This is a genomic window from Paenibacillus sp. IHBB 3054, from assembly GCF_051594305.1.
Lineage (GTDB): Bacteria > Bacillota > Bacilli > Paenibacillales > Paenibacillaceae > Paenibacillus_AQ.
The window spans coordinates 14,402-37,367 of sequence record NZ_JBOFBG010000012.1 but is presented as its reverse complement, the minus strand read 5'-3'; the positions used below and the strand labels follow the sequence as shown (position 1 = coordinate 37,367).

Sequence of the window (22,966 nt, the reverse complement as noted above, 5' to 3'; positions counted from 1 at the left end):
TGAGGTGAAGCCATGTTGAAGTTCCTGCCTCCCGCCAAAAGCAATCGCTGGTTCGTCTGGTACCTGATTTATACCTTGATTCTCTGGCTGCTGCTGGCTCTACACCGGTTTTTGCTGCTCGGGGAAAACTTCGACCTTCCGGTCTTTGCCCGTTTTGCGGCGCTCGCCCTTGTAGTCTCCGGAATTCTGCACAGCTTCGGGTGGTTCGGCGCCAAGCTGGTATGGCTGATCAGCACCATTGGCATTGTTTTTGGACTGGGCACCATGTATCAATACACTTACCAGGACATGTCCGGCTGGGAGGATCTTGCGGGATTCCTGTCCTTGATCCTGTTTACAGCGGGCGGCTTCGTTCTGGGTCTTATCGTCGAAGGCAGTTATCTGCTGATCAGGAAGCTGCGGAAACCTTAGATCCACGGGCTCCACAAGCGAAACAATTGAATAATCCGAACAAATGATGAGGTGATATTGCCATGTCCACTTCCTATTTGACCAAAAAAGCGCTGGCCCAGTCGTTAAAGCACTTAATGGAGCACACCCCGCTCAATAAAATCTCGGTAAAGCATCTTGTCGACGATTGCGGGCTGAACAGGCAGACGTTCTACTATCATTTTCAGGATATTTTTGAGCTGCTGGGCTGGATTTACAAGACGGAGGCAGTAGAGAGCATTGCTGAGTACCGGAGCTACAACACATGGACGGACGGGTTCTACAGAATCTTTTGTTATATTGAGAGCAATACAACCTTCTGCTGCAATACGCTGGATTCTCTCGGCAGATCCCACCTTGATGCTTATCTGTACGACGTGACCAACGGCCTGGTTATGGGCGTCATTCAGGAGCTGTCAAGCGGAATGGAGGTTAGTGCCGAAGACAAGCGGTTCATCGCCAACTTCTACACTCTCGCCTTTACCGGACTCATCATTCAGTGGATGCGCGACGGGATGAAGGATCAGCCGAAGCATATGATTGAGCAGCTCAGTGTGCTGATTGAAGGGAATTTTCTGAAGGCGCTGCATAAATACGAGAAGAAGCTGTCGTTACCTTAGGGTGCGCAGCTTTTTTGGGCTAATTGGATCCAGTTGGCGATCTATTGGGCAGGAATTGCAGAAACGATGCGGAATTTAAGACTTTGAAGTGAAAAATATGCAAAAATCAGGAGGCCACCATGACAGAGGACTTTTATTGCGATGAGGTATTGAACGGCAAAACCCAGGTACATAAAGTGCTGGAGACAGAAAATGTGCTAGCCTATTATCATACGAAACCTTTTTATCCCGTGCATATTGTAGCTATCCCTAAAAAGCATATCTCCTCACTTCTCACCCTTGAAGAAGAGGACACTGAATTATTTCTTGAGTTATTTGGCGTTATCAAGCAGGTCGCCGCCATGGTAACGCAAGAGCACGGAGCTTGCAGAGTTCTCACGAACTTAGGCAATTATCAGGATTCCAAGCACCTGCATTGGCATATTGCCTTTGGCAACCCGCTCAGATCACCTTCCTTCCCTGTAGAACCTTGTTAATTACTGTAAAAAAACTATACACTTTGCCTAAAGTGACCAAAATCCATACACTCTGGCGGTTTTGATTATACCTTCTGGACCGGCCTAGGGTTACATTAGGGTTAGCAACAGCAATCAGCAACCCTATGGAGGCGAGTATTCAGTGAAAAGAGAGTACGGTAACCAACAGGTTTATTTTGTCGGCGGCGGGATTGCATCCCTTGCGGGTGCGGCATACCTCGTCAGAGACTGTGATTTTCCGGGAAAGAACATCCACATTATTGAAGAGATGAAGATCCTCGGCGGCAGCAATGACGGCGCAGGCAGTGTAGAGCATGGATATGTCATTCGCGGCGGACGGATGCTGAACGATGAAGCCTATGAGAATTTATGGGAGCTTCTCAACACCATCCCTTCGATCGACCATCCGGGAAAGTCCGTCCGGGAAGAAATTACCGAATTCGACGACGCCAACCCTACCCATTCCAACGCCAGACTTGTGAACAGCAAGGGTGAAGTTGAAGACGTATTGTCGATGGGCTTCGATATGGCCGACCGGCTGGCAATGGGCAAGCTGATTATTACACCAGAGGAAAAGATGGGCAAGGCCCGGATTAACGACTGGTTCGCTCCACACTTTTTCGAGACGAATTTCTGGTATATGTGGGCGACCACCTTCGCCTTCCAGCCTTGGCACAGCGCCATTGAGTTCAAAAGATACATGCTGCGCTTTATTCACGAATTCCCAAGAATTCAAACGCTCGAAGGTGTCACCCGCACACCTTATAATCAATACGATTCGATCATCCTTCCGCTGCACAAATATCTGGAGCCGTTCGGTGTAGACTTTACGCTGAAATGTACAGTAACTGACCTGCAGTTCAAAGACGGCGACGGCATCACCGTCACGAAGATGAACGTGCTGCGTCAAGGCGTGGAAGATGTCATTGAAGTGAAAGACGGCGATCTGGTTATCGTCACAAACGGCTCCATGACCGAAGGCTCCAGCCTCGGTTCGATGAGCACCGCACCGCGTCTCAACGGCAAAGGCAGCTCGTGGAAGCTCTGGGAGAACATTGCCGCCAAAAAACCTGGCCTCGGCAATCCATCTTCCTTCGACGATCATGTCGACGGCTCCAAGTGGGAATCGTTCACCGTTACGTTCGAAGACTCCAAATTCTTTGATCTGATGGAGAAATTCACACGCAACCGGGCCGGCACCGGCGCACTCGTCACCTTCAAGGATTCGAGCTGGTTCATGTCCGTAGTGCTGGCGTTCCAGCCGCATTTCCGCGATCAGCCTGAGCATGTTACGGTATTCTGGGGTTATGGGCTGTATCCTGACAAGGTAGGCGATTTCGTCAAGAAGAAAATGAGCGACTGTACCGGGGCAGAAATCATGGAAGAGCTGATCGGACATCTGCACTTTGAAGAGCATAAAGCTGAGATTATGGCAACCGCCAACTGTATCCCGTGCATGATGCCGTATATTACTTCCCAGTTCATGCCGAGACTCGGCAGCGACAGACCACTGGTCGTGCCAGAGGGCTCTACCAACCTCGCATTCGTCGGTCAATATTGCGAGATCCCGGACGATGTGGTGTTCACCGAGGAATATTCCGTCAGAGCGGCCAGAATCGCCGTCTACACCCTGCTCGGCATCAACCGTCCGGTTGAGCCAATCAATCAGTACCAGTATGATGTTCGGACATTACTTTCGAGCCTTGTGACTTCATTAAGATAATAAAATCATAGATAATCAAGAAACCTCTCCCTTGATCACGCAAGGGAGAGGTTTCTTTGTGCATTGACTAACTATGGGGTTGTATGGACCCTAACGCGCTCAATCAGATGCTGCAAGAACCGTCATCGCAGCCTTCGCCATCCGGTGCCTGTGACTGTGGTTTGCCGACAACCTGCAGTACCGGAGCGTTCTTCTCCTCCGCCCATACTGTCTCCAGCACCTCGGAAAATACCGGGCCGGGCTGTGCACCGGATACCGCATATTTATTGTTGAAGACGAAGAAGGGGACGCCGGTAATGTTCAGGCGTTGCCCTTCTTCAATATCTTCATTCACTTCAGCCGCGTAGGCATCGCTTTCCAGCATCGCTGCGGTTTCGGCAGCGTCCAGTCCAACCTCGCCGGCCAGCGAAACCAGAACACTGCGCTCTCCAATATTAACCGTATCGGTAAAATAAGCGCGCAGCAGCCGCTCGGTCATTGCCGCTGCCTTTCCTTGTGCAGCGGCATAATGGCTCAACCGGTGGCTGTCGAAGGTATTGGTATGCACCACCGTATCGAAGTTAAACTCAAGGCCGACACCTCTGGCTTGCTCCGCCAGCTGCTCGTTCATCGCTTTGGCCTTCTCACGGGTCATGCCATATTTGGCGGCCAGCTGATCATGGATATCCCTGCTTGCATCTGCACGGGCATTCGGATCCAGCTGAAAGCTGCGGTACACCACTTCCACCTTGTCGCGGTCAGGAAATTGGCTCAGCGCGTGTTCAAGCCGTCTTTTGCCGATATAACAGAACGGGCAGGCGTAATCGGACCATATATCTATTCTCACATTGAATTCCTCCTAATGGGATTGTGAATACATTGATATTACCATTAACAAATAATACGTCACTTACAATTATATAGTTAAAAACCAAAAAACACAAATGCTAAATAAAAGTAAACGAAAGTGGTATATACGCCCTACTTATGGGGGAGTAAAATTAGATCAACACGTACTTTCGGTGCTTTACATCATTACTACTATTACTAGCGGACGATAGGCGTCCCAGAAGGAGCCAGCGGCATGCATGATGTGTCTATAGTAATTCCCACGCGCAACCGGATCAGCGATCTTACGCTGTGTATTGAATCCATCGGCAGGCAGACAGAGCTGGAAGACGTCTCGATCGAGCTATTGATTGTTGATGATGGCGATATTGAGGAGAATGTCCTGGACTATTTGCGCAAGGTGCTGGCGCAGATGCCAAGTGCTGAGCTGCGTTATTACCGCAAAACCAAACCTGGCGTCTGGCTCTCCCGTTACGAAGCGCTGAACCTGATCGACGGAGACATTGTGCTCAGCTTCGATGATGACGCCGAGCTGGATGATCCGCTGTATATCCGCCGGATGCTGGACACCTATGCGGCCGATCCGGCGATTGTCGGAGTAGGCGGCATCGCCAAAGGCCTCTCCAGCAGTAAATCCGGCAAGCTGCTCGGCGTGCTTACCTGCCAAATGTCGGCTTCGCCCGGCAGACTGTCGGCCAGCACGCTGGCAGGCTCACTGCTGCTCTGGGGAGAAACGGAGGATACCTTTGAAACGGATTTCTTCCACGGCTGCAATATGTCTTTCAAACGTGAGGCGTTGAGGGATATGAAACCTTACCCCTGGATGACCAGCTATGCCGTGGCTGATGATATTTATATGTGCCATCTGGCCAGCAAATACGGCAAGCTTGTAATCAACCCGGATATGAAGATTACCCATCATGAATCCCCAAGCTCCCGTGATAAAGCGGGACGCGTCGCCCGTGCAACCGCGGTGAACCATTATTACCTGCTCAATCTGCGCAAAGCCCCGGTGAAGAACTACGCTGCCCTGCTGTGGACGCTGACTTATTTGACCGGCAAATCAACTCTGAAGCGCAACTTCAATGCGGTTTCAGGCTATATCAGCGGCATCCTCTTTGTACTCAATCCCCGCAAGAATAAATACAGCGAATATATGCTGGACTAACGCTCTCCACACAAACTTCATAATGGACAATAGCAGAAACACCTGCCTGCCCTTTCGGGAAGCGGGTGTTTCTGCTGTTTCTGCGGACTGCTTCTTCCGGTCTTCTTAATCCGTAAAATGTCATGAAATTAGTATCCATTGCCATTCTTTCTGGGGTATGATAGTAAAGATGAGTTCAAGAAACTACTTTTATGGATGGTGAAATATGTTTAAAAACAAAAAAACGACGCTAATTCTGGTCGCTCTCGTCATCATTATCGTTGCCGTTGCCGGCATCTGGATGCTTACAGGCAACAAGGATAAAGACGCTGCCAGTACTTCCGATACCTCAGGCGGTGCAAAAGTTTCGGAACAAGGCGGAACGAAATCCCTTGAGCAGACTTTTTACATTTATGATACGGTCGTTAACATTAAGGTCTTCGGCGATCATGCCGAGCAGAAAAATATGGACGACATTCAGGCCATGCTGGAACGGATGGATATAGAGTTCAGCCGCACTAAGGAAAATGGAGAAATCTACGCGGTCAACCAGGCAGCAGGTAAGGAAGCTGTTACTGTCTCAGACGAAACTCTGGACATCGTCAAGCTTTCGATTAAATATGCCGAAGAGATGGACGGGCTGTTCGATCCGACGATTGGGCCGCTGGTAGATCTGTGGGATATCGGCAACGACGGTAAGCAGGTTCCACCGCAAGCAAATATCGAACATGCCAAGAGCCTGACCAATTACAAGGATATTATTGTAGATGAAGCAGCGAAGACCGTGATGCTGGCTAAAGAAGGTATGGTGCTCGATATGGGCGGAATCGGCAAAGGTTATGCTGCTGACCGGATCGCCGATTATTTGAAGGAGCAGGGTCTGGACAGCGCGATGATCAACCTTGGCGGCAGCAGCATCATTGCCCTCGGCAACAAGCCGAATGGATCGCAGTGGAACATCGGCCTGCAGGACCCCGATAAGACCCGCGGCACACAGCTGGGCACTATCAAGATTTCCAATGAGGTCATCGATGCTTCCGGCGTTTATGAACGTTACTTCATGCAGGATAATATTCGCTATCACCATATAATTGACCCGCGTACAGGATTCCCTTCCCAGAACGGCTTAAAAAGCATTACGATTATGAGCCCGAACGCAACGGATGCGGATGCCTTGTCCACCGGCGTATTCCTGATGGGGCTTGAGGAAGGCATGGCCTACCTTGAAGCTCTGCCGGAGGACGTGGAAGCCTTCTTCATTACCGATGACAACAAAATCTATGCCACTTCAGGCATTAGAGAGAGACTGCAGCTCACGGATCCAACGTATAGCTTTGCGGAGTAACTAAGAAGAAGATAAGGGGCATTCATAATCCGAAGCCTATATACCCTTGTCTTTCGGAACCATAGAACGAATAAGCGGCGGAGCTGAGGCTCCGCCGCTTATTTTGTATTCCTTATCGCTTACTCCTCAGATCAGCGGAAGCTCGCTGAATTCTTGGTAACTGGCAAAGGTGAAGCTTGGGCTATGACCGGTTCCCGGCTGTCTGCCGCGCGGATTGTACCAGCATACTTTCCAGCCTGCTGCAAGCGCGCCAACTACATCATTGTTCCAGGTATCTCCGACATACAGCGAGTTCTCCGCTGTTGTTCCGCTCACGCGGTTAACATGGGCAAAGATCTCCGGGTCCGGCTTGGCCAGCCCAACGGCATCCGAGATGAAGATCATCTCTTCCGGAATCAGCTTGTCGATGCCAAGTCCGCGCAGCTTGCTCATCTGGTGAGCCTTCGGGCCATTGGTGATAATCCCCACCTTGTGCCCAAGAGCGATGAACCGCCGCAGCTGCTCTTCTACACCGTCTATGAACTGAATGGAATACTGCCGGCCAATGTAGGACGCCTGAACTTGGGCTGCCTGCTCCCGGCTAAGGTCCATCCCGTATTCGGCAAAAGCCAGCTCCAGACGCTGCACCCGCGTCTCCTCCAGCTCAAGCTCGCCCCGCAAATACTTTGGCCAGAGCTGGTCACTGTGATGCCTCACTTTATAAAATAGCTCCGCATAGTCCAGACTGTCCTCATCCGGGGCCAAAACCTCGCGTACCGCTTCCCGGAAAGGCACCAAATGATCGTACAAAGTATCATCCAAATCAAAAAAAACCGCCAGTTTATTGCTGTTATCCACATTAACGCCCCTTACTATTCCTGCTTGGTATTCAAAAATAGATTATAAGTGTAGAACTCATCATCCCGGACATAGCCTTTCGCAACGTATAGACGCTGCGCAGTAGTATTATCTGTCATCGTAGTCAAGGTCAGCCCTTTGCTTCCAGTGCTCAAAGCGAACTCCCGGGCACCGTCCAGCAGTAAGGAGCCCAAACCCCGTCCGCGCAGCTCCGCGGCCACATACAGATCATTCAGTATCCAGAGCCGCTTCATGCTCACCGAGGAGAAGGATGGATAGAGCTGGGCAAACCCTCCGGCCTTCTTATTAGCGCCGTTCCCCGTTACAGCCATCCAAATTGCGGACTCATCCGCCTCCAGTCTGGCTTTCAGGAAAAACTGGACGCCTTGAAGATCGGAAACCTGACCATAATACACGCGATATTCATCAAACAACAGAGCAATCTGTTCAAGGTCTTCAAGGCCAGCACGTTCCAAACGATACTCCGGCATCATCATTCCAACTTTCCGGCAACAGCCAATAATAAGATGTATACATTATTTTAAAAGTTCAGCTGCCAGGTGAACATGGAGAGAATGCATTTTAGTTTGGACAATGCTTCCTATTTCCTTACTTAGTCCCTGGAGTCATAGAAGACATGCCGGGCACTGATTATGCCGTCTTCGATGTCCAGCAGCCCGAATGAATACTGCTTCTCCCGCCGCTTATCGGTCGGCGACCCGGGATTGAACAGCAGAATGCCGTTTTCCCTGCGCATCAGCGGCTGATGAGAATGACCGAATAGAATGCAGTCCACCTCATCACCTTCAAAAGCGAGCAGTGCATTCCCGTCCGTACCTTTGCGCGAATACGGGGCATGTCCGTGGATCATCCCGATACGCACACCTTCCAGCGTAATGATCTTGCGCTCTCCGAACCGCTGAATAATCTCGGCTCCATCATTATTGCCGGCAATCCCCTCGACCGGCGCGAGCTGCGACAGCATTTCATAGATCTCCAGCGCCACCCAATCCCCGAGATGCAGAATCTGGTCAACCTGGTGGAATTCCGCCACAAGCGCCTGCGGCAGCGCCTTCGCGTTCCGCGACATATGCGTATCCGATACAACTCCTATTTTCATCAGCTTCAGCTCCTAATCCCCATATTGCCCGCGCAAATATCGCAAGCAGCTATAATCATTAATATTCTGCTAATTGTACGATTTGCGTGTGGGAGAATCAAGTAAACCGGTGATTTCCCTTAAGCGATCGGGTCCAAAATGCATGATAGCCTCTATAGTTCAGTTCCCTATTCCCGCCAGTTCCACAGCCGAACTTCCCCAATCCGGATATTGCTGATCCATGTATCCTCCCGGAGCTTCAGGAGCTCCTTTACCGGACCCGTAACAACAACTCCATACAGCTTAACGCCGTGCTCCCCGAGATAACTTATGGATTCATCCAGATTAATGAATGGGGCTACGTTGTTTGATATTTTTTTATGCTGCTGCATTAGCCGCAAGGTATCCATGAAGTTCTCCTCACGCAAAGCGCCGTCCCCGTAGGATTCAACAGCTGGAGAGACCGAACTGCTTGAAGTCACCTTGCTGAACCAGCCCGATTTCTCTTCCGAGATCTTTGTTACCTTCATGTCATCGGCATGCCACAGCGGTGTATAAGGAAATCCAAGGGGAGTGCCGGCAAAGCGTTCACGCGAGAATTGACCGGCATCTGCAGCGAACCACACAGGCAGCAGATTCAATGGCTCCAGCTTCTTCAGCAGCTCATCCGTTGTGTATAACCGGTCTAAAGACAGATAAGCCTCAGCCACGGTACCCTCGTGAAGCTTCTCCAGCATCCGCCACTCCACCCCGTCGCTGCGCAGACTGCCTGAGTTCTTCCCTGTTTCCGGGTATTGAAAGTAATAATTCCCGCCACTCCGTTCATCCGTCCAGGAGAACTTGCCTACACCGCCCAGCCCCAGCAGAAACGGAGTGGAGTAGCTTCCCACATCCACCGTTTCCCCGCCGATTTGCTTCAGCAGCTTACCTGACATTTCCATTCTGAAAAAGAACTTCGCGTTGCTGCTCAAATGGACAATCGTATTCGGGCGGGAGACAGCTACCGCTGATGATACTACATCACTGTAAGTCTCCCCCCGGCCACCGGTACTATAGAACACTGCAGTGATAATACCGCTGATGGTCCAAAATGCCAGAAATGCCGCCAGTACAGTAAACGTATTGGCTATTCGCGCCCTCCATTTGCCGCGGCGGATAATGCCCTTTTCCCTGCCGGACGCAGATTTCCTCTTTCTCTTTCCCTTACCCTTGCTCTTGCCGTTGGAGAGAACTACCTCCTGATGTTCAGACATATGGTCTTCCCGTTCCATCAGCTCATCTACATAGACCTGATAGGCCTCCAGCTTCTCCAGCTCTTGCTCCAGTTCAGTCCGTTCCTCTTCCGGCAGCGTCCCCTCGCTGTACTTCCGCAGCTTCTCCTTGAACTCCTCACTCATGCCTGCTCCTCCTCCGCTCTGCCTCCCGCAGCCGCTGTCTGGCGCGGAATAACAATATTTTATATTGTGACAGCCCCACATCCATGATCTCCGCCGCTTCCTTGTAAGACATTCCGTGAAAATCATACAACAGCAGCGCGTGCCGCTGCCCCTCCGGCAGGCTATCTACAGACAAGGCCATCTCTTCCAGACGTTCCTGCCGCAGCAGGGTGCCTTCGGTCGTATCCGGATGGGCCAGCTCATTGAAATAACCCGCTTCTTTGGTGACACTCCGGCTCTCTTTCCGCTTGTAATCCACAAAAGCATTATAGGCAACGCGGAACAGCCACGGCTTGATGGTATCTTCACGGCAATTCTCCAGGTACAGATAAGCCCGGTAAAAAGTCTCCTGCATTAAATCTTCGGCCACATGGTGATCATGACAGAGGGAGCGCAAATAGCGGTAAATATCCTGAACATAACTCTGATAAAGATCATCCAGCGAATTTGGCTTCATTCCCTCCCCCCTTACTCTAACCACGTATAAGATTGGAAAAAGTTACATGGTCAGGATAAACTTTTTTTTCTGATTAAACAGGTGATGAACGGAGGACGGGGATTCTGAGCTTATGAAAAACAGAAAGAATGGTAAATGGATCCATATTAAGGTATGGTTTACTTACTGAATAATTATGTACGGAACAAGTCTGAATGAAAAGGATGATGATTATATGCGTTACCGTTTTGCTAGGGTCTTGCTTATAGGTTTGATATTTTTTGCCGGGTTCGGAGCACATAACGATGCACAGGCTAAAGGGCAAGACGAAATCCCCATCCATTTGAAAATGGACAAATATTTCATCCTCTATACCCAGCCTTCCCCGCCCTTTATGGATGGCAATAACCGCCTGCTGTTCCCCCTTCGAGCAATACAGGATTTAATGGGGGGAACTGTTTCTTATAATCCTTTGACTAAAACGGCTGCAATATCATTGCTGGATCATGAGTTTAACGTTGCTATTCATTCTAATCTGGCCACCGTTGACGACAGCAGCATTATTATGGATACCCAGCCTGTACTTATAAAGGGATCCATGTTTCTGCCGTTGCGTTTGTTTCTTGATCATACGGATGCCAAGTACACCTGGGATCAAAAAATGCAGCTGCTCCAGATCACGGATGAACGAATTGTGATTGGTCAACCTTTTGTGGATTTTATGGGCAACGACGTAACTTCTGGCCATATAGATGGAGCTTTTCAACTGACTTCATTTATTATGAAACCTCATTCCATGTCGGTCACAGCGCTCAATATTTCAGGTGAGGATGTAGCGAAAGGCATAGCGGACATTCATCCATTAGTCTCCTTCAAGGACGGAGGGTTCTCGACTGATGCATACTCCAAGCCAAGCTATCCGGATCTGCCAGCAGTTAAAAAGAATCATTCAATCACGGTAAAACGACCCCTTGATGCAAAAAATACCGCATACATTATTTCAGTAGGCAGACGGGTGCCTTAAATATAAGCAGGCTATACCTGGCCAGCACAAGAAAACCGGAGTCTTGTTTGAACCGGTTTTCTTGTGTTTAAAAGCCACTGTTATGTCTTCCAGACTATAATCCTTTGCTGATTTTGCAGATGAAAAAGGGGTATCCAGGAAAGGCATCATAACTATCCTTTTGTGCTATACAAGCTTGTGAATGGCTTATGTACTCTTCCAATAATTCTAGGCCGCTGTTCTTTAAACTAGCCATAAACATTAAATATCCTTCCGGTTTTAGTAAGCTGAAACAAGCATCCAGGCATTTCTTAAATTCTCCGGACTCATCAATACTGGAACCAATCAAGGTTACTATATCAAAGGCATTTTGAGGCAAGTCCAAATCAAATATGCTCTTGCATAAAACCGTCGAAGGATTCGGGTGCCCTTCCCTCTTTTGTCTATACTGAAATATCCCGCAGATCTCATCGTCAATATCAATACTGGTTAACTTGCCTTTATCCTTAAGCCAATACCCAAGATAATCATCCCAATCTCCGGTCCCGATCCCCACGTTGCATACCTGTATTCCATCAAAAATTTTGAATAACCTCTTAACGTAATCCCTTGTCACAAGCTGTGTGTGAATGCACGTCGGAGAAGTGTTCCACTCCCCGGCTTCCGGTCCCTTCAGTTCCATATAATATTGTAGTAGTTTTTCATCATTCATAATCAGGGTAAACGCCTCCTTATTCACTGTAAACAGTTCTTTATACAAGTTCGCTTAATCTCATTAATCTCCTTTTTTGGAAGCTGATTGGCTACTCTCTGGAAAACGATGCAGGCATTGCATAAGATAACATTGGTCTTTTCCTTCGAACTGTTAAAAACTAAAAGAAAAAGAAACCCGGCTCGTGTACCAGGTTTCTTAATAAGCTGAGGCGCCTTCCGGCTCCCTCTACTACCAAATAAACTAATAAAATCCAATCGCGGACGAGCCGTCCTTCATCCATTCGCGCTTGCGTCCCTTGTCCAGCTCACCGCGCATTCCGCGGACAAGCGCCTCCACATCGGCTCTGCCGTTCTCATGCCATTCCAGTGCCGCACTGACATACAGCTCGCCAAGCTGGGTCAGGGAGAAATCTCCGGTCAAGCGTGCGGCCAGATCAACTCCCTCATCACCGGCAAAGGTGGAGAAGCCGCGCAGCCGCAAATACTCCAGCCTTAGCTCCTCATTCGGCATTTTGATCTCATAGGCCCGGTCAAAACGTCCGGCGCGGTTCATCAGTCCGGGATCTATCTTCTCCGGATAGTTGGTCGTGCCGATCAGAAAGATGCCTTCCTTGGAGGTCGCCCCGTCCAAAGTATTCAGGAAAAAGGATCTGACCTCCTGCGGCATAGAGTCGATATCCTCAATCACCAGCACCATCGGTGCCAGCCGGGCTGCGGCTTCAAACACCTCGCCTACCGACTCGCTGCTTGTATATTCGGTGATCTGCCAATAGATCACCGGTCCGGGCACACTTCCGGCGATGGACTTGACGAGCGTCGTCTTGCCGTTGCCCGGATGCCCGTAGAGCAGAATCCCCCGTTTATAAGGGATGTCATAGGTCACATAGAAGCTGCGGTCCGAATCGAAAAACTGGTCGAGCGAGCGGTAGATTTCCTTTTTGATCGCGACATCCAGCACCACTTCCTCTCGTCCGACAGAACGGGTGATTGGCTCATCTTCCCGGAAAATACCGTTGCGCCGATCGGTGAACACCGTCACCTTATTGATATTCTGCTCCCGCTGCCGCGTGCGCACATTGCTCAGGAAAGCCTGCAGCTGCGCGTCGGAGGCGGCAAATACAAAATCCTGAAAGTTGATGCCGTTCTCCTGAAATACGGGCACGCGTGCCAGCGCCACGCCCATGGCAGGATAAGCCAGCACATTGTTGCGGATCGACAGGTGAATATTATATTCCGGCTGCTCCTTGTCATCGTCGTAGACAAAGGTACGGTCCTCCAGCCGGTCAAATATCCGCGCCACATGCTCTACTCCGGGGTTGCCGGACTGCACATCATTCTCCAGCAGCTTCCAATACTCACTGTTGGGGTCGTCGCTGGCGTACAGCTCATAGCGGACACCATAGCGGGCATAAAGAGCTTCAAGGATACCGTCTACTAGGCGGGCGTAGACGTCGTACCCCTTGATCATGCCACTCGTGCCTCCATCGTATTCGTAAATCACAGCCTGTTTCTTGCACTCCTGCTCCATCCTATTTGGTCCCCTTTATCGCTGCGAGCGGCTTGCACTTGGCCACAACGGCAGCCAGGCCGGCGCCCGTAACGCTTTCTATGATCTCATCTACATTCTTATAGGCTTGGGGAGATTCGTCAATGATAGATTCCAGGGAATGCTGGTTTACTACAATCTCATCTTCTTTGCCTACCTTTAGCGACTGGGAAAATTCATGAACAGACACCAGCCGTTTCGTTGCCGTGCGTGAACGGATCCGCCCTGCACCGTGGCAGATGGAATAAAAGTTCTCTTCCCCGCCGGGCTGCCCGACCATGATATAAGAGGCGGTGCCCATTGAGCCGGGAATCAGCGCCGGGTGACCGGTCGCAGCATAGGGCCGCGGATTGTCCGGATGCTGAGCCGGCAAGGCACGGGTTGCCCCCTTGCGGTGCACAAATTTGGTCCCCGAAGAGGTCTCTTCCTTCCAGGCATAATTGTGCATCAGGTCATACAGGGTGCGCAGCTCACATTTCGTGCCGAATACCTCACGGAACGCTTCGCGGACACCGTAGGCGATCAGATGCCGGTTCACGACAGCGTAGTTCAAGGCGGAGTACATCAGATTAACATAACGCTGGCCTTGCGGATGTTCCAGCGGGGCAAAGATCAGGCGCGGATCGGCGCTGCCAAGGCCTAGCTGCCCCATCACCTTGGCGAAGGCCGGGGTGCAGAACTGGTTGACCATGCCGCCCCAGGCCCGTGAGCCGGAATGGATCATCACGGCAACCTGCCCGTCCTGCAGCCCCCAGGCTTCCGCCACCTCCCGCTGTTCCTCCGCAATCTCAATCGCCTGAATCTCGACGAAATGATTGCCTCCTCCAAGGGTACCCAGCTGACGGTGTCCGCGGTGCCAGGCCATATCGGGCAGCTCATTCAGGATCTCCTCGTCAAACGCCAGCTTGCTGATCTCCACATGGGAAAGCGCGCTTGATTTCTTCGGAGTGTAGCTGTCGGGTACATATTTGTTCGGCAGCCCGTGCAGCCCCTTGCGGACTACATTCTCCAGCCGGATATCGCTGTAATGGCCCCGCTGCTGCGCCTCCATCGGCAAATATTTCTCGATGGCGCGGACCAGCTTTCTCCGCAGCTTAACCTCACGCAGATCATCCTTGTGCAGATTGGTGAGATGCACGCGCATTCCGCAGCCGATGTCGCTGCCCACGATAGAGGGCGACACATATCCTCCTGCCGCATCCCATACCGCAGTTGTGCCGATGCAGGTGCCGACGCCTACATGTACATCCGGTGTATAGCTCATATATTCAATATTCGGGATTTGCAGGTTGTTGTTTGCCATTTCCATGACCTTATAGTCCAGTGTGGCAAATAATTGCCCGCTGGCATAGACCTTCAGGTCGCCTCCCGGAAGAGCCACCCGGTGTTTATATTGCGGCTCATCGAAGTCCGCTTGTTGTGAATTACTATTCATAAGTTATTTTCAATTCCTCTCAAGTTCGTTAATAAGTTAAATTAAATTATCTTTCCGTTCGTGAAATCTTTAGTGTTTCAGGTACGCAAAAAAAGCCGCAGATCAGTTCTGATCCACGGCTCTCGAAGAGCTAATCATTGCTTCAAAATTACCTAACATAATTTAAAGCTTACCCATGTGCAAGAATGCGACAGGATGAGCCAAGGGCACATCATGTCTCCCGGACGAAGGCGATGAGATCAGATGGTTCATATGCGGTTGTAATGTGGCAAGGCAACAATTCCAGTACAATAGTTCCAATCATGGCCCATCGGCCTCCCTTCTCTAAATGATAAACCCAATAATATATGGCTCTGCTGCAGATTGTCAACCCTTATATTGGAAGTCCTGTCCGCCAGGCTGCAAAAAAAGCCGCAGAATCTACTGAATTCTGCGGCTCGCCTGCGCAAAAAATACATCAAAAGGACTATTTCCCCTGCACGCAAAAAAAGAAGACACCCTCTCAGGCGCCTCTTCATAGGTTATTTGTTTACTTGAATTTATGCCAATCCTGTTTGCTGTTCTCCAGCAAATGGGCAAAATCATTCTCCAGCCGCTTCTGCTCGGCTTTCCGCTGATCCTCTACCGCTTTGCGGGCTGCCTCTTTCTTGTCATTCTCCTCGGCTTTGAGCGCATCGGACTGCGCCTTCAGCTTGTCGAGCACATCACTGCTGAGGAGATCCCGGAGTGTTGCCGGAGCATCCGATGCAGCGGGACGTGGAGCAGGGGTTATTTTCTTTTTTTTGGCCATGTAACTCATCCTTTCGGGCATTGCATGTAGTTCAAATTTGTTTTAGTTATAGGTCTTTTCGTTTATAATATTCAGTAAGAGGTGAGCCTTATGAAATCCCTAGATTTGTGTCCAAAGTTACAGAAAAGCATGGATATCATCGGCAGACGTTGGACAGGCTTAATCATCTATCAGCTCCTTCAGGGACCACAGCGCTTCAGTGTTATCGAGTCTTCTCTGCCCGTCAGCGGCAGACTCTTGTCCGAACGGCTTAAGGAACTGGAGCTGGAAGGCATTGTCCTCCGCGAAGTATTTCCCGAGACACCCGTAAGAATTCAATACTCCTTGACGGATAAAGGGCGGGCGCTGGAATCGGTCATCCGTGATCTGCAGGAATGGTCGGAATCCTGGATTGAACCGGAAGGCTGCGGGCCTGAAGGAATTCCTCCTGATTAAGAGTTATCCTTCTCATACTGCACAAACAATGGTGCGCTGTTCCTTACAGCTTACGGCCGATAATGACCAGATCACGTTGAATGCCGTCCATTTCAGCAACTCCAGGCAGCAGTCCCCATTGTTCAAAACCAAATTTCCGCAGCAGAGCCAGGCTTGGCTCGTTGTGGCCGAATACAAAACCAACTAAATTCTGAAGACCAAGGCGCGGGCATTCTTCCAGTGCCTTGGTCAGCAGGATACTCCCGGCACCGCTGCCGCGGAACTTCCCGCTTACATATACACTGACTTCTGCGGTTCCATTATAGGCCGGACGGCCATAGAACGACTGGAAGCTGAACCAGGCGGCAACCTCGCCGTCCTGCTTCAGTACCCACAGCGGGCGATGATGGCTGTTATGCTCATGGAACCAGTGCAAACGGTCCTCCACCCGAACCGGCTCCAGGTCAGCAGTAACCATCCGTCCGGCTACCGTTGAATTATAAATCTCCACAATTGCCCCTAAATCCTCTAGTGTTGCATCTTCAATGCTGTAATTGTGCCAAGCCATTCTTCAGATCCTCCTAAAAGTTGTATAAGCCCTTATCTGCTCCGGTCTGTTCCAGGCTCCACTGCCACAAATGCTCGGCATCTTCCTGATTCAATGCCCGCGGTGACAGCTCTTTGATCTTTCGGCGGTAATAATATTGTCCGGTCACTCCCAGCAGCTCCGGCGCCGTCGCGAGATAGATTGCCGTGTCCGCCCCCTGCTCGGGTGTCAGGAAGAAATAGGATAACAGCTTGAGCACCGAGCGGCCAAAGCCTGTCTCCCGGTTAACCCCGATGTTGGTCCCCACAGCACCCGGATGTACAGCATTGACCGTAACTTCCGTGCCCTGCAGGCGCTTGGCCAGCTCTCTCGTAAAAAGGATATTGGCCAGCTTGGAACGCGCGTAAGCCTTGGCCGGATTGAAACCGCGCGACAGAGTAGGATCGTTCAAATACAGCTTTCCGATCTTGTAGGCCCCGGAAGCAACGACCACAATCCTGCCTTGCTCTGCCGCCTTTAGCTGATCCAGCAGCAGACGGGTCAGCAAGAAGTGTCCCAAATGGTTCACGCCGAAGTCCTGCTCGAAGCCGTCCGCCGTAAGCTCACGTCTAACGGCCACTACACCGGCATTGTTAATCAATACGTCGAGTATGGGGTGGCTCGCCTTGAATTCCGCTGCAAACTCGCGGATACTCTGAAACGAAGCCAAATCGCATAACATCAGCGTGATATGGTCAGATCCGCTCTCCCGCTTGGCTTCCGCCAGCGCCTCTTCCCCGCGCTTGCGGCTGCGGCAGGCCATCACCATTGTTGCTCCCTGGCGGGCCATTTCAATCGTCGTTGCCAATCCCATCCCGGAGTTACCTCCGGTTATAAGCACCGTCTTTCCATTCATGGCCAATCCCCTCTCTAGCAACCTGCCAATTACACCTGCCAGCCTGGCCTTTCCACAGCATATGTTTTAAGATTATGTTACATCAAATCAGGTGCACAAGAAAAGCCTTTCAGTACATATGGCTATTCAGCTGTGTGAATCGCTCGTCCAGATTGCTGTAGTCCTGTAATTGTATCATTATTTGAATAGGATACGGCGTCAATCGAATGGAGTACAGGATACATCAGCCGGCAATCAGCATCTAGCGGCTCAGACTGTCTCGCGGACTCAGGAGACATTATTCTGTACAAAAAGGACTCCAGACTCTTCGAACGGACACCAGCGCCGCTATCTTATTGAAACTGGGTAGTTTAGCCCGTTTTCCAAGCAAATAAGGGCTATGCAGTCCGCGTACAGTGCTGGTCATGGGATTTGAGCCAAATAAAGAACATACAGTCCGCCGAGCAGAAACAGCACCAAAACCATGCTCACGGATATACGTTTGGCGGGTTACGCATCGCATGCTCAAAGTTACACGATTGCGGGTTACGCATCGCATGCTCAAAGATACACGTTTGCGGGTTACGCAACGCATGCTCAAAGTTTCACGATTGGCGGGTTACCCAACGTATGCTCAAAGTTTCACGATTATCGGGTTACGCATCGCATGCTCAAAGTTTCACTTTTGCGGATTACGCATCGCATGCTCAAAGTTTCACGATTGGCGGGGTACGCACTGCATGCTGAGGAAGGCGAGGTCATCCTGCTGGCTCCGGACCGCAAGGTCCCGAACGGAACGCCGATTGCTAACTGAGAAAACTTATATGGAGGTGAATTCCGGGAATCCTGTTCCCGGAGCTGAACTATGAATATTGGCCCAAATGTTATCGTACTGACTGTCCCCATGATCTCTCCCATAATGGGTCCTACCAAGATTTATCCGGTGCTGCTGAAAGATGGGGAGGACTTGACCCTCATAGACACCGGCATGTTCGGCCAATACGATGCTCTGCTGCAAGCTATAGAGCAAGCGGGCGAACAGCTTTCCAGCATTAAACGCATTATCCTCACCCATCAGGATATTGATCATATCGGCAATCTCCCTTTGCTCGTGCAGAAGCTCCCCGGCGTTGAGCTGTTCGCCCATCCGGGCGATATTCCGGCAATCACGAACAGCCAGCCGATGCTGAAGATGAATCCGCAGCGGGTCGCGCAGATGCCGCAGGCATTTCAGGAGCAGTTCCATGCGTTTCTGGAGCAGCTGGCGCAGCTCGGTAGCTTCACGGAGCTGCATGACGGCCAGCGGCTGCCGTGGGGCGGCGGCATCGAAATTATTCATACCCCCGGCCATACGCCGGGGCATATCTGCCTTTATGTGCAGGAACAAGCGCTACTGCTGGCAGTCGATGAGCTGCTCGTAGTAGACGGACAGTTGACCGGACCGGCAGAGTCGGCCACACCGGACATGCCGCAGGCGCTGCGCAGCCTACACAAGCTGGAAGGACGGTTAATCCAGTCCGTCCTGTGTTACCACGGCGGACTCTACGGCGGCAGTCCGCAGGAGCTTATCAACCAATTGACGGATGCGCTCTAACAGAGCAACTCCGGCTATAGTCCAGACATAAATCAGGCCCGCAAGTAGAGTAATCTACGAGCGGGCCTGATTTATGCTCATGATGGGATATCAAACGAGGAGCGGCATTAGGCTCATTTCCAGTTTGGCTTAAGGGCAATCAGCTTGTCGTCATTGTTTCCGGGCTCGCCCCTGCCATCCCGGTTATTCGTCATTACATATAAGGTACCATCCGGACCCTCGGCCACATTGCGGAGCCGGCCCCATTTCTCCTGGAACAATGCTGTTGCCTTAGCCTTCCCGCCTCCGGACGACGGGGAGATCCACAGCAGTTGTTCTCCGGCCAGCCCGGCAACCAGCAGTTCACCGCTCCATGGCCCCTGTGTAATAAAAGCCATTCCCGACGGAGCCCAGGTTTGGCTGCCGCTATGCAGCAGCGGAAGCCTCAGACTCACCTCACCTTTGCCTGCGGTTTCATCGCCTTCAATAAGCGGCCAGCCGTAATTGCCGCCTGCCTCAATGATATTGATTTCGTCATGGCTGGACTGGCCATGCTCCGAGCTGTAAAGCACTCCAGTGTCCGGCTGCCAGGCCAACCCTTGCGGGTTGCGGTGGCCCCAGCTGTAGACGGGAGAATCCGGCCAAGGGTTATTCTGCGGGATGGACCCGTCAAGGGAGATTCGCAGGATTTTCCCGCCCAGACTGTCCTTATCCTGTGCCAGCTCCGGCTTATAACGTTCACCGGCAGTGACGTACAGATATCCGTCCGGTCCTACTTTAATCCTGCCGCCGTTATGATTGGTGTCTCCAGGGATGCCATCCAGCATCACCTTGTTAATCTCCGCTTTGCCGCTGCTGATCTTGAGCCGCAGTACGCGGTTCTGCACTCCGCCGTCTGTATGGAGATAGGAATGGTAGACGTAGGCATATCCGCTTTTTTCAAACGCCGGATCCAGCGCACGTCCCAAGAGACCGCCCTCCCCCTTGCTGACAAACGGCGCAAGAAGCTCCAGCAGCGGAGCCTTTCTCAGTTTACCGTTCTCAATCACCCGCAGGCTGCCGGGCCGTTCGGTAAAAAAAATCCGCCCATCCGGAGCAAATACCATTTCCCAAGGGACATTCAGCCCCGTTGCTACTGTTTGAGCTGTATAGGGGAAGGATGCTTTGGACTTTACTGAAGTTGTTGTTGCAGGATCCTCAGATACTGTAAATGGGGTTGGTTCTGCAGAGGGAGCGGGGCTCGATGAGACCTGAGTCTCTGCCTGCTGATCCTGATTGCCATCCGATGTATAATTTGACGGAGAAACCAAGGATGGATCTGCGCTCTCTGCAGGTTTTCCCGACAGGCGCGGCCCTGCACTCTTCAGCGGTTCCCCCGCATTACTGGTTTCGGAAGGAGCTGTGCAGGCTGACAACCCTCCTGTCAGCAGGATCAACATACAGCACCCTAGAAGGCTGTGGTGGACTTTTCTTTTGCCGGACATGGCTGTCACCTCCTGAAAGAATATATGAACACTGGCTTCAAAGCTTGTTATGTTCAGTCTGCAATCAATTTGGGCAACTATTACCCGGCCTTGCGGTTCGCTAAACCCTTTGGGCAAGCAAATCTACAGAGACGTGCACCCTGCCGGTTAATGATCTATAATGAAAACATTGCTTTTTTTTATCGTGATGACGAAAGGGGAACACCTGAAATGAATGATGCTTTACAAAGTTTGGCTGGAGGAATGGCGGGAGAAGGGCTGGACGCTCTGCTCGTCACCGATCCCAAACATGTCTACTACTTGACCGGGTTTGCCAGCAATCCGCATGAACGTTTTCTTGGCCTGCTGCTGATTCGCGGAGAGGAGCCCGTCCTGATTGTCCCGGCACTGGATGCCGAAGCGGCGCATGCGGCTTCCTCCGTCACGACGATCCTGACACACAGCGATACCGATAATCCGTATGAGCTGCTAAAGTCGCAATTTGGCGGCAAAACACCTGGAACACTCGGCATAGAGAAAGAGCATTTCTCCGTGAGCCGGTATGAGCTACTCGCCGATTCTGTGCCTGCAGCGCAATTTAGCGATATCGGTCCCCTGCTCCGGGCGATGCGCGCCAAGAAGACACCGGAGGAAGTCAGCCGGATGAAACATGCCGCCGAGCTGGTGGAGGAGGTTCTGCGCCGAGGTCTAAAACATGTGAAAAGCGGAGTCAGCGAAATTGAGCTGGTAGCCGAGCTGGAATATCTGATGAAAAAGGTCGGTGCCTCCGGTCCTTCCTTCGACACTATGGTCCTCAGTGGTTCTAATACTGCCCTTCCGCATGGTGTGCCGGGAGACCGCATCATCCAGCCGGGTGATTTCCTGATGTTCGACCTTGGCGTATATGCCGCCGGGTATGCTTCCGACATCACACGGACCTTTGCCGTGGAGGAAGCGGACAGCAAGCTGACCGAAATCTACAACACGGTGCTGGCCGCTAACCTGGCAGGCATTGCCGCTTCCCGAGCAGGAGCCACCTTCGGCTCAGTGGACCGGGCAGCGCGTGAAGTGATCGAAAATGCGGGTTACGGGGAATATTTCATGCACCGTGTCGGCCATGGACTTGGCATGGATACCCATGAGTATCCTTCCCTTCACGGTTTAAATACGGATATTATCGAGAACGGCAACGTATTCACCGTGGAACCGGGCATCTATGTGCCGGGCGTAGGCGGTGTACGTATTGAAGATGATGTCTTTATTACGGCAGAAGGTCCCGTAACGCTGACCAGCTTCCCGAAAGAGCTGACTATCCTCCATTTGTAACAGCATTCCAATATAAGATATGTCCATCAAAAAAAGCAGTGAGCCGACCCCATAACGGGAGACTCACTGCTTTTTTATGGTCACAATCTATGAAATGCTGCGGCTTTCCGCATCCTTCAGGGCCGGCTCTTCCTCTTCGGCAAACTTAAAGGAGCGGGCAATGTAAAGGATTGGCGTGCCTGCACCGGTCAGCAGGAATTTCACTACATAGGTAGTCAGCAAAATTTCGATCCACACCTGCATATCGAATCTGCCGGCAAACGCAATGGTGCAAAAAATCAGCGTATCAACAAATGAACTGATCATCGTACTGCCGTTGGAGCGGATCCAAAGCTGGCGCGAGGTGCTGTAGTATTTGCGGATCCACGAATACAGGCGCACGTCGAGGAACTGGCTGATGAAATAGGCAGCAAGGCTTCCCAGCGCCAGACGTGGCATCAGTCCAAAGATCGTTTCCAGCGAGGTCTGGAAAATGGGATCTCCCTGCGGTTTGAACACCAGCGCCATCTGCATAATCACCGTAGTCATCAGCAGGGTGAAAAAGCCGAACCATACGGCATTGCGTGCTTCCTTCCGCCCGTACCGTTCATTAAGCAAATCGCTGGTCATATACAGCGTTACATACATCGTATTGCCCAGCGTCATCACGATGTCCAGCGGCATGGCAATCGTCTTGGCCACCTGAATATTGGCGATGACCGTAGCAACTCCAACCCAGGCATACAGCCCCTTTTTACCAAAGAGACGGTAACAGAGCAGAAATAGGCCGAAGTTGACAATAACGAACAAAATTCCCCACAACAAATTAAACATTTTTCTATACTTCCTCCTAGTTTTGGTTACGCGGGATGGTTACGAACCGCGGATATTTTGTTTATAGGAACAAAACATTAATACTCTACCAT

The 22,966-nt window shown here is 51.2% G+C and carries 24 protein-coding genes; 10 read left to right on the top strand and 14 right to left on the bottom strand.

Translation table 11 applies throughout. The annotated features are described in order from the left end of the window. Positions 1–12: 12 nt before the first annotated feature. The 4 genes from ACQ76X_RS15310 to ACQ76X_RS15295 all read left to right on the top strand — a co-directional run bounded on the left by ACQ76X_RS15310 (position 13) and on the right by ACQ76X_RS15295 (position 3,248). The gene (locus ACQ76X_RS15310; protein ID WP_438494896.1) at positions 13–411 is read left to right on the top strand and encodes a hypothetical protein; all 399 of its coding nucleotides are present in this window, start codon (positions 13–15) and stop codon (positions 409–411) included. Between the two features lie 62 nt (positions 412–473). Next, the gene (gene dhaS / locus ACQ76X_RS15305) at positions 474–1,049 is read left to right on the top strand and encodes a dihydroxyacetone kinase transcriptional activator DhaS (RefSeq protein ID WP_341090545.1); all 576 of its coding nucleotides are present in this window, start codon (positions 474–476) and stop codon (positions 1,047–1,049) included. Between the two features lie 119 nt (positions 1,050–1,168). Then, positions 1,169–1,525: an HIT domain-containing protein gene (locus tag ACQ76X_RS15300; protein WP_076112659.1), complete on the top strand. Its 357-nt coding sequence runs from the start codon at positions 1,169–1,171 to the stop codon at positions 1,523–1,525. Between the two features lie 142 nt (positions 1,526–1,667). Beyond that, positions 1,668–3,248 carry an oleate hydratase gene (locus ACQ76X_RS15295; protein ID WP_038587216.1) on the top strand — a complete coding sequence of 527 codons (1,581 nt, stop codon included), beginning with the start codon at positions 1,668–1,670 and terminating at the stop codon, positions 3,246–3,248. A gap of 103 nt (positions 3,249–3,351) precedes the next feature. Here the strand turns inward: ACQ76X_RS15295 and ACQ76X_RS15290 are convergent, their stop codons facing one another. Next, entirely contained in the window at positions 3,352–4,074 is a 723-nt protein-coding gene (locus tag ACQ76X_RS15290) for a DsbA family oxidoreductase (RefSeq protein ID WP_438494895.1), read from the bottom strand. A 237-nt stretch (positions 4,075–4,311) separates the two neighbouring features. Here ACQ76X_RS15290 and ACQ76X_RS15285 point away from each other — a divergent pair, with 237 nt between their 5' ends. Both ACQ76X_RS15285 and ACQ76X_RS15280 read left to right on the top strand, forming a co-directional pair. After that, on the top strand, positions 4,312–5,244 hold the full coding sequence (locus tag ACQ76X_RS15285; RefSeq protein ID WP_340894262.1) for a glycosyltransferase: 933 nt from the start codon (positions 4,312–4,314) through the stop codon (positions 5,242–5,244). A gap of 205 nt (positions 5,245–5,449) precedes the next feature. Then, the gene (locus tag ACQ76X_RS15280) at positions 5,450–6,568 is read left to right on the top strand and encodes an FAD:protein FMN transferase (RefSeq protein WP_438494894.1); all 1,119 of its coding nucleotides are present in this window, start codon (positions 5,450–5,452) and stop codon (positions 6,566–6,568) included. A gap of 126 nt (positions 6,569–6,694) precedes the next feature. On the opposite strand, the gene ACQ76X_RS15275 is transcribed toward ACQ76X_RS15280, so the two are convergent. From ACQ76X_RS15275 to ACQ76X_RS15255, 5 genes are all read right to left on the bottom strand, one after another. Continuing rightward, positions 6,695–7,405: an HAD family hydrolase gene (locus ACQ76X_RS15275; protein WP_076112663.1), complete on the bottom strand. Its 711-nt coding sequence runs from the start codon at positions 7,403–7,405 to the stop codon at positions 6,695–6,697. A 14-nt stretch (positions 7,406–7,419) separates the two neighbouring features. Next, positions 7,420–7,902, bottom strand: a complete 483-nt coding sequence (locus ACQ76X_RS15270) for a GNAT family N-acetyltransferase (RefSeq protein WP_438494893.1) — start codon at positions 7,900–7,902, stop codon at positions 7,420–7,422. A gap of 116 nt (positions 7,903–8,018) precedes the next feature. Beyond that, on the bottom strand, positions 8,019–8,525 hold the full coding sequence (locus tag ACQ76X_RS15265) for a metallophosphoesterase family protein (protein WP_438494892.1): 507 nt from the start codon (positions 8,523–8,525) through the stop codon (positions 8,019–8,021). Between the two features lie 167 nt (positions 8,526–8,692). After that, positions 8,693–9,901, bottom strand: a complete 1,209-nt coding sequence (locus tag ACQ76X_RS15260) for an anti-sigma factor (RefSeq protein WP_438494891.1) — start codon at positions 9,899–9,901, stop codon at positions 8,693–8,695. Continuing rightward, positions 9,894–10,397: a sigma-70 family RNA polymerase sigma factor gene (locus ACQ76X_RS15255; protein WP_076112666.1), complete on the bottom strand. Its 504-nt coding sequence runs from the start codon at positions 10,395–10,397 to the stop codon at positions 9,894–9,896. Before ACQ76X_RS15255 ends, ACQ76X_RS15260 begins: the two co-directional genes overlap by 8 nt. 214 nt (positions 10,398–10,611) lie before the next feature. Between ACQ76X_RS15255 and ACQ76X_RS15250 the strand changes: the two genes are divergently transcribed. Then, complete coding sequence (locus tag ACQ76X_RS15250; RefSeq protein WP_438494890.1) at positions 10,612–11,400, top strand: copper amine oxidase N-terminal domain-containing protein; 789 nt, start codon at positions 10,612–10,614, stop codon at positions 11,398–11,400. A gap of 94 nt (positions 11,401–11,494) precedes the next feature. Here ACQ76X_RS15250 and ACQ76X_RS15245 read toward each other — a convergent pair whose 3' ends face one another. From ACQ76X_RS15245 to ACQ76X_RS15230, 4 genes are all read right to left on the bottom strand, one after another. Continuing rightward, complete coding sequence (locus tag ACQ76X_RS15245) at positions 11,495–12,091, bottom strand: class I SAM-dependent methyltransferase (RefSeq protein WP_438494889.1); 597 nt, start codon at positions 12,089–12,091, stop codon at positions 11,495–11,497. Between the two features lie 243 nt (positions 12,092–12,334). Then, positions 12,335–13,621, bottom strand: a complete 1,287-nt coding sequence (locus ACQ76X_RS15240) for an AAA family ATPase (RefSeq protein WP_438494888.1) — start codon at positions 13,619–13,621, stop codon at positions 12,335–12,337. Between the two features lies 1 nt (position 13,622). Then, positions 13,623–15,074: an RtcB family protein gene (locus ACQ76X_RS15235; protein WP_438494887.1), complete on the bottom strand. Its 1,452-nt coding sequence runs from the start codon at positions 15,072–15,074 to the stop codon at positions 13,623–13,625. A gap of 529 nt (positions 15,075–15,603) precedes the next feature. Continuing rightward, complete coding sequence (locus tag ACQ76X_RS15230; protein WP_038587188.1) at positions 15,604–15,864, bottom strand: YqkE family protein; 261 nt, start codon at positions 15,862–15,864, stop codon at positions 15,604–15,606. 90 nt (positions 15,865–15,954) lie between these two features. Between ACQ76X_RS15230 and ACQ76X_RS15225 the strand changes: the two genes are divergently transcribed. Then, on the top strand, positions 15,955–16,299 hold the full coding sequence (locus ACQ76X_RS15225; protein WP_438494886.1) for a winged helix-turn-helix transcriptional regulator: 345 nt from the start codon (positions 15,955–15,957) through the stop codon (positions 16,297–16,299). A 43-nt stretch (positions 16,300–16,342) separates the two neighbouring features. On the opposite strand, the gene ACQ76X_RS15220 is transcribed toward ACQ76X_RS15225, so the two are convergent. Both ACQ76X_RS15220 and ACQ76X_RS15215 read right to left on the bottom strand, forming a co-directional pair. Continuing rightward, positions 16,343–16,846, bottom strand: a complete 504-nt coding sequence (locus ACQ76X_RS15220; protein WP_340894276.1) for a GNAT family N-acetyltransferase — start codon at positions 16,844–16,846, stop codon at positions 16,343–16,345. Between the two features lie 13 nt (positions 16,847–16,859). Continuing rightward, positions 16,860–17,720, bottom strand: a complete 861-nt coding sequence (locus ACQ76X_RS15215) for an SDR family oxidoreductase (RefSeq protein ID WP_438494885.1) — start codon at positions 17,718–17,720, stop codon at positions 16,860–16,862. Positions 17,721–18,564: 844 nt separating this feature from the next. Here ACQ76X_RS15215 and ACQ76X_RS15210 point away from each other — a divergent pair. Beyond that, on the top strand, positions 18,565–19,293 hold the full coding sequence (locus ACQ76X_RS15210) for an MBL fold metallo-hydrolase (protein ID WP_438494884.1): 729 nt from the start codon (positions 18,565–18,567) through the stop codon (positions 19,291–19,293). A gap of 113 nt (positions 19,294–19,406) precedes the next feature. Here the strand turns inward: ACQ76X_RS15210 and ACQ76X_RS15205 are convergent, their stop codons facing one another. Beyond that, positions 19,407–20,756 (bottom strand): PQQ-dependent sugar dehydrogenase, encoded by a 1,350-nt coding sequence (locus ACQ76X_RS15205; protein ID WP_438494883.1) that lies wholly within the window; start codon positions 20,754–20,756, stop codon positions 19,407–19,409. Between the two features lie 210 nt (positions 20,757–20,966). Between ACQ76X_RS15205 and ACQ76X_RS15200 the strand changes: the two genes are divergently transcribed. After that, entirely contained in the window at positions 20,967–22,061 is a 1,095-nt protein-coding gene (locus ACQ76X_RS15200) for a M24 family metallopeptidase (protein WP_438494882.1), read from the top strand. 87 nt (positions 22,062–22,148) lie between these two features. On the opposite strand, the gene ACQ76X_RS15195 is transcribed toward ACQ76X_RS15200, so the two are convergent. Further along, positions 22,149–22,874: a queuosine precursor transporter gene (locus ACQ76X_RS15195; protein WP_340894283.1), complete on the bottom strand. Its 726-nt coding sequence runs from the start codon at positions 22,872–22,874 to the stop codon at positions 22,149–22,151. Between the last annotated feature and the right edge of the window lie 92 nt (positions 22,875–22,966).

Coding starts and splice junctions, on each gene's coding strand:
- ACQ76X_RS15310 (WP_438494896.1), top strand. CDS start 13: ATGTTGAAGTTCCTGCCTCCCGCCAAAAGCAATCGCTGGTTCGTCTGG.
- dhaS (WP_341090545.1), top strand. CDS start 474: ATGTCCACTTCCTATTTGACCAAAAAAGCGCTGGCCCAGTCGTTAAAG.
- ACQ76X_RS15300 (WP_076112659.1), top strand. CDS start 1,169: ATGACAGAGGACTTTTATTGCGATGAGGTATTGAACGGCAAAACCCAG.
- ACQ76X_RS15285 (WP_340894262.1), top strand. CDS start 4,312: ATGCATGATGTGTCTATAGTAATTCCCACGCGCAACCGGATCAGCGAT.
- ACQ76X_RS15280 (WP_438494894.1), top strand. CDS start 5,450: ATGTTTAAAAACAAAAAAACGACGCTAATTCTGGTCGCTCTCGTCATC.
- ACQ76X_RS15270 (WP_438494893.1), bottom strand. CDS start 7,902: ATGATGATGCCGGAGTATCGTTTGGAACGTGCTGGCCTTGAAGACCTT.
- ACQ76X_RS15265 (WP_438494892.1), bottom strand. CDS start 8,525: ATGAAAATAGGAGTTGTATCGGATACGCATATGTCGCGGAACGCGAAG.
- ACQ76X_RS15260 (WP_438494891.1), bottom strand. CDS start 9,901: ATGAGTGAGGAGTTCAAGGAGAAGCTGCGGAAGTACAGCGAGGGGACG.
- ACQ76X_RS15255 (WP_076112666.1), bottom strand. CDS start 10,397: ATGAAGCCAAATTCGCTGGATGATCTTTATCAGAGTTATGTTCAGGAT.
- ACQ76X_RS15250 (WP_438494890.1), top strand. CDS start 10,612: ATGCGTTACCGTTTTGCTAGGGTCTTGCTTATAGGTTTGATATTTTTT.
- ACQ76X_RS15245 (WP_438494889.1), bottom strand. CDS start 12,091: ATGAATGATGAAAAACTACTACAATATTATATGGAACTGAAGGGACCG.
- ACQ76X_RS15240 (WP_438494888.1), bottom strand. CDS start 13,621: ATGGAGCAGGAGTGCAAGAAACAGGCTGTGATTTACGAATACGATGGA.
- ACQ76X_RS15235 (WP_438494887.1), bottom strand. CDS start 15,074: ATGAATAGTAATTCACAACAAGCGGACTTCGATGAGCCGCAATATAAA.
- ACQ76X_RS15230 (WP_038587188.1), bottom strand. CDS start 15,864: ATGGCCAAAAAAAAGAAAATAACCCCTGCTCCACGTCCCGCTGCATCG.
- ACQ76X_RS15225 (WP_438494886.1), top strand. CDS start 15,955: ATGAAATCCCTAGATTTGTGTCCAAAGTTACAGAAAAGCATGGATATC.
- ACQ76X_RS15220 (WP_340894276.1), bottom strand. CDS start 16,846: ATGGCTTGGCACAATTACAGCATTGAAGATGCAACACTAGAGGATTTA.
- ACQ76X_RS15215 (WP_438494885.1), bottom strand. CDS start 17,720: ATGAATGGAAAGACGGTGCTTATAACCGGAGGTAACTCCGGGATGGGA.
- ACQ76X_RS15210 (WP_438494884.1), top strand. CDS start 18,565: ATGAATATTGGCCCAAATGTTATCGTACTGACTGTCCCCATGATCTCT.
- ACQ76X_RS15205 (WP_438494883.1), bottom strand. CDS start 20,756: ATGTCCGGCAAAAGAAAAGTCCACCACAGCCTTCTAGGGTGCTGTATG.
- ACQ76X_RS15200 (WP_438494882.1), top strand. CDS start 20,967: ATGAATGATGCTTTACAAAGTTTGGCTGGAGGAATGGCGGGAGAAGGG.
- ACQ76X_RS15195 (WP_340894283.1), bottom strand. CDS start 22,874: ATGTTTAATTTGTTGTGGGGAATTTTGTTCGTTATTGTCAACTTCGGC.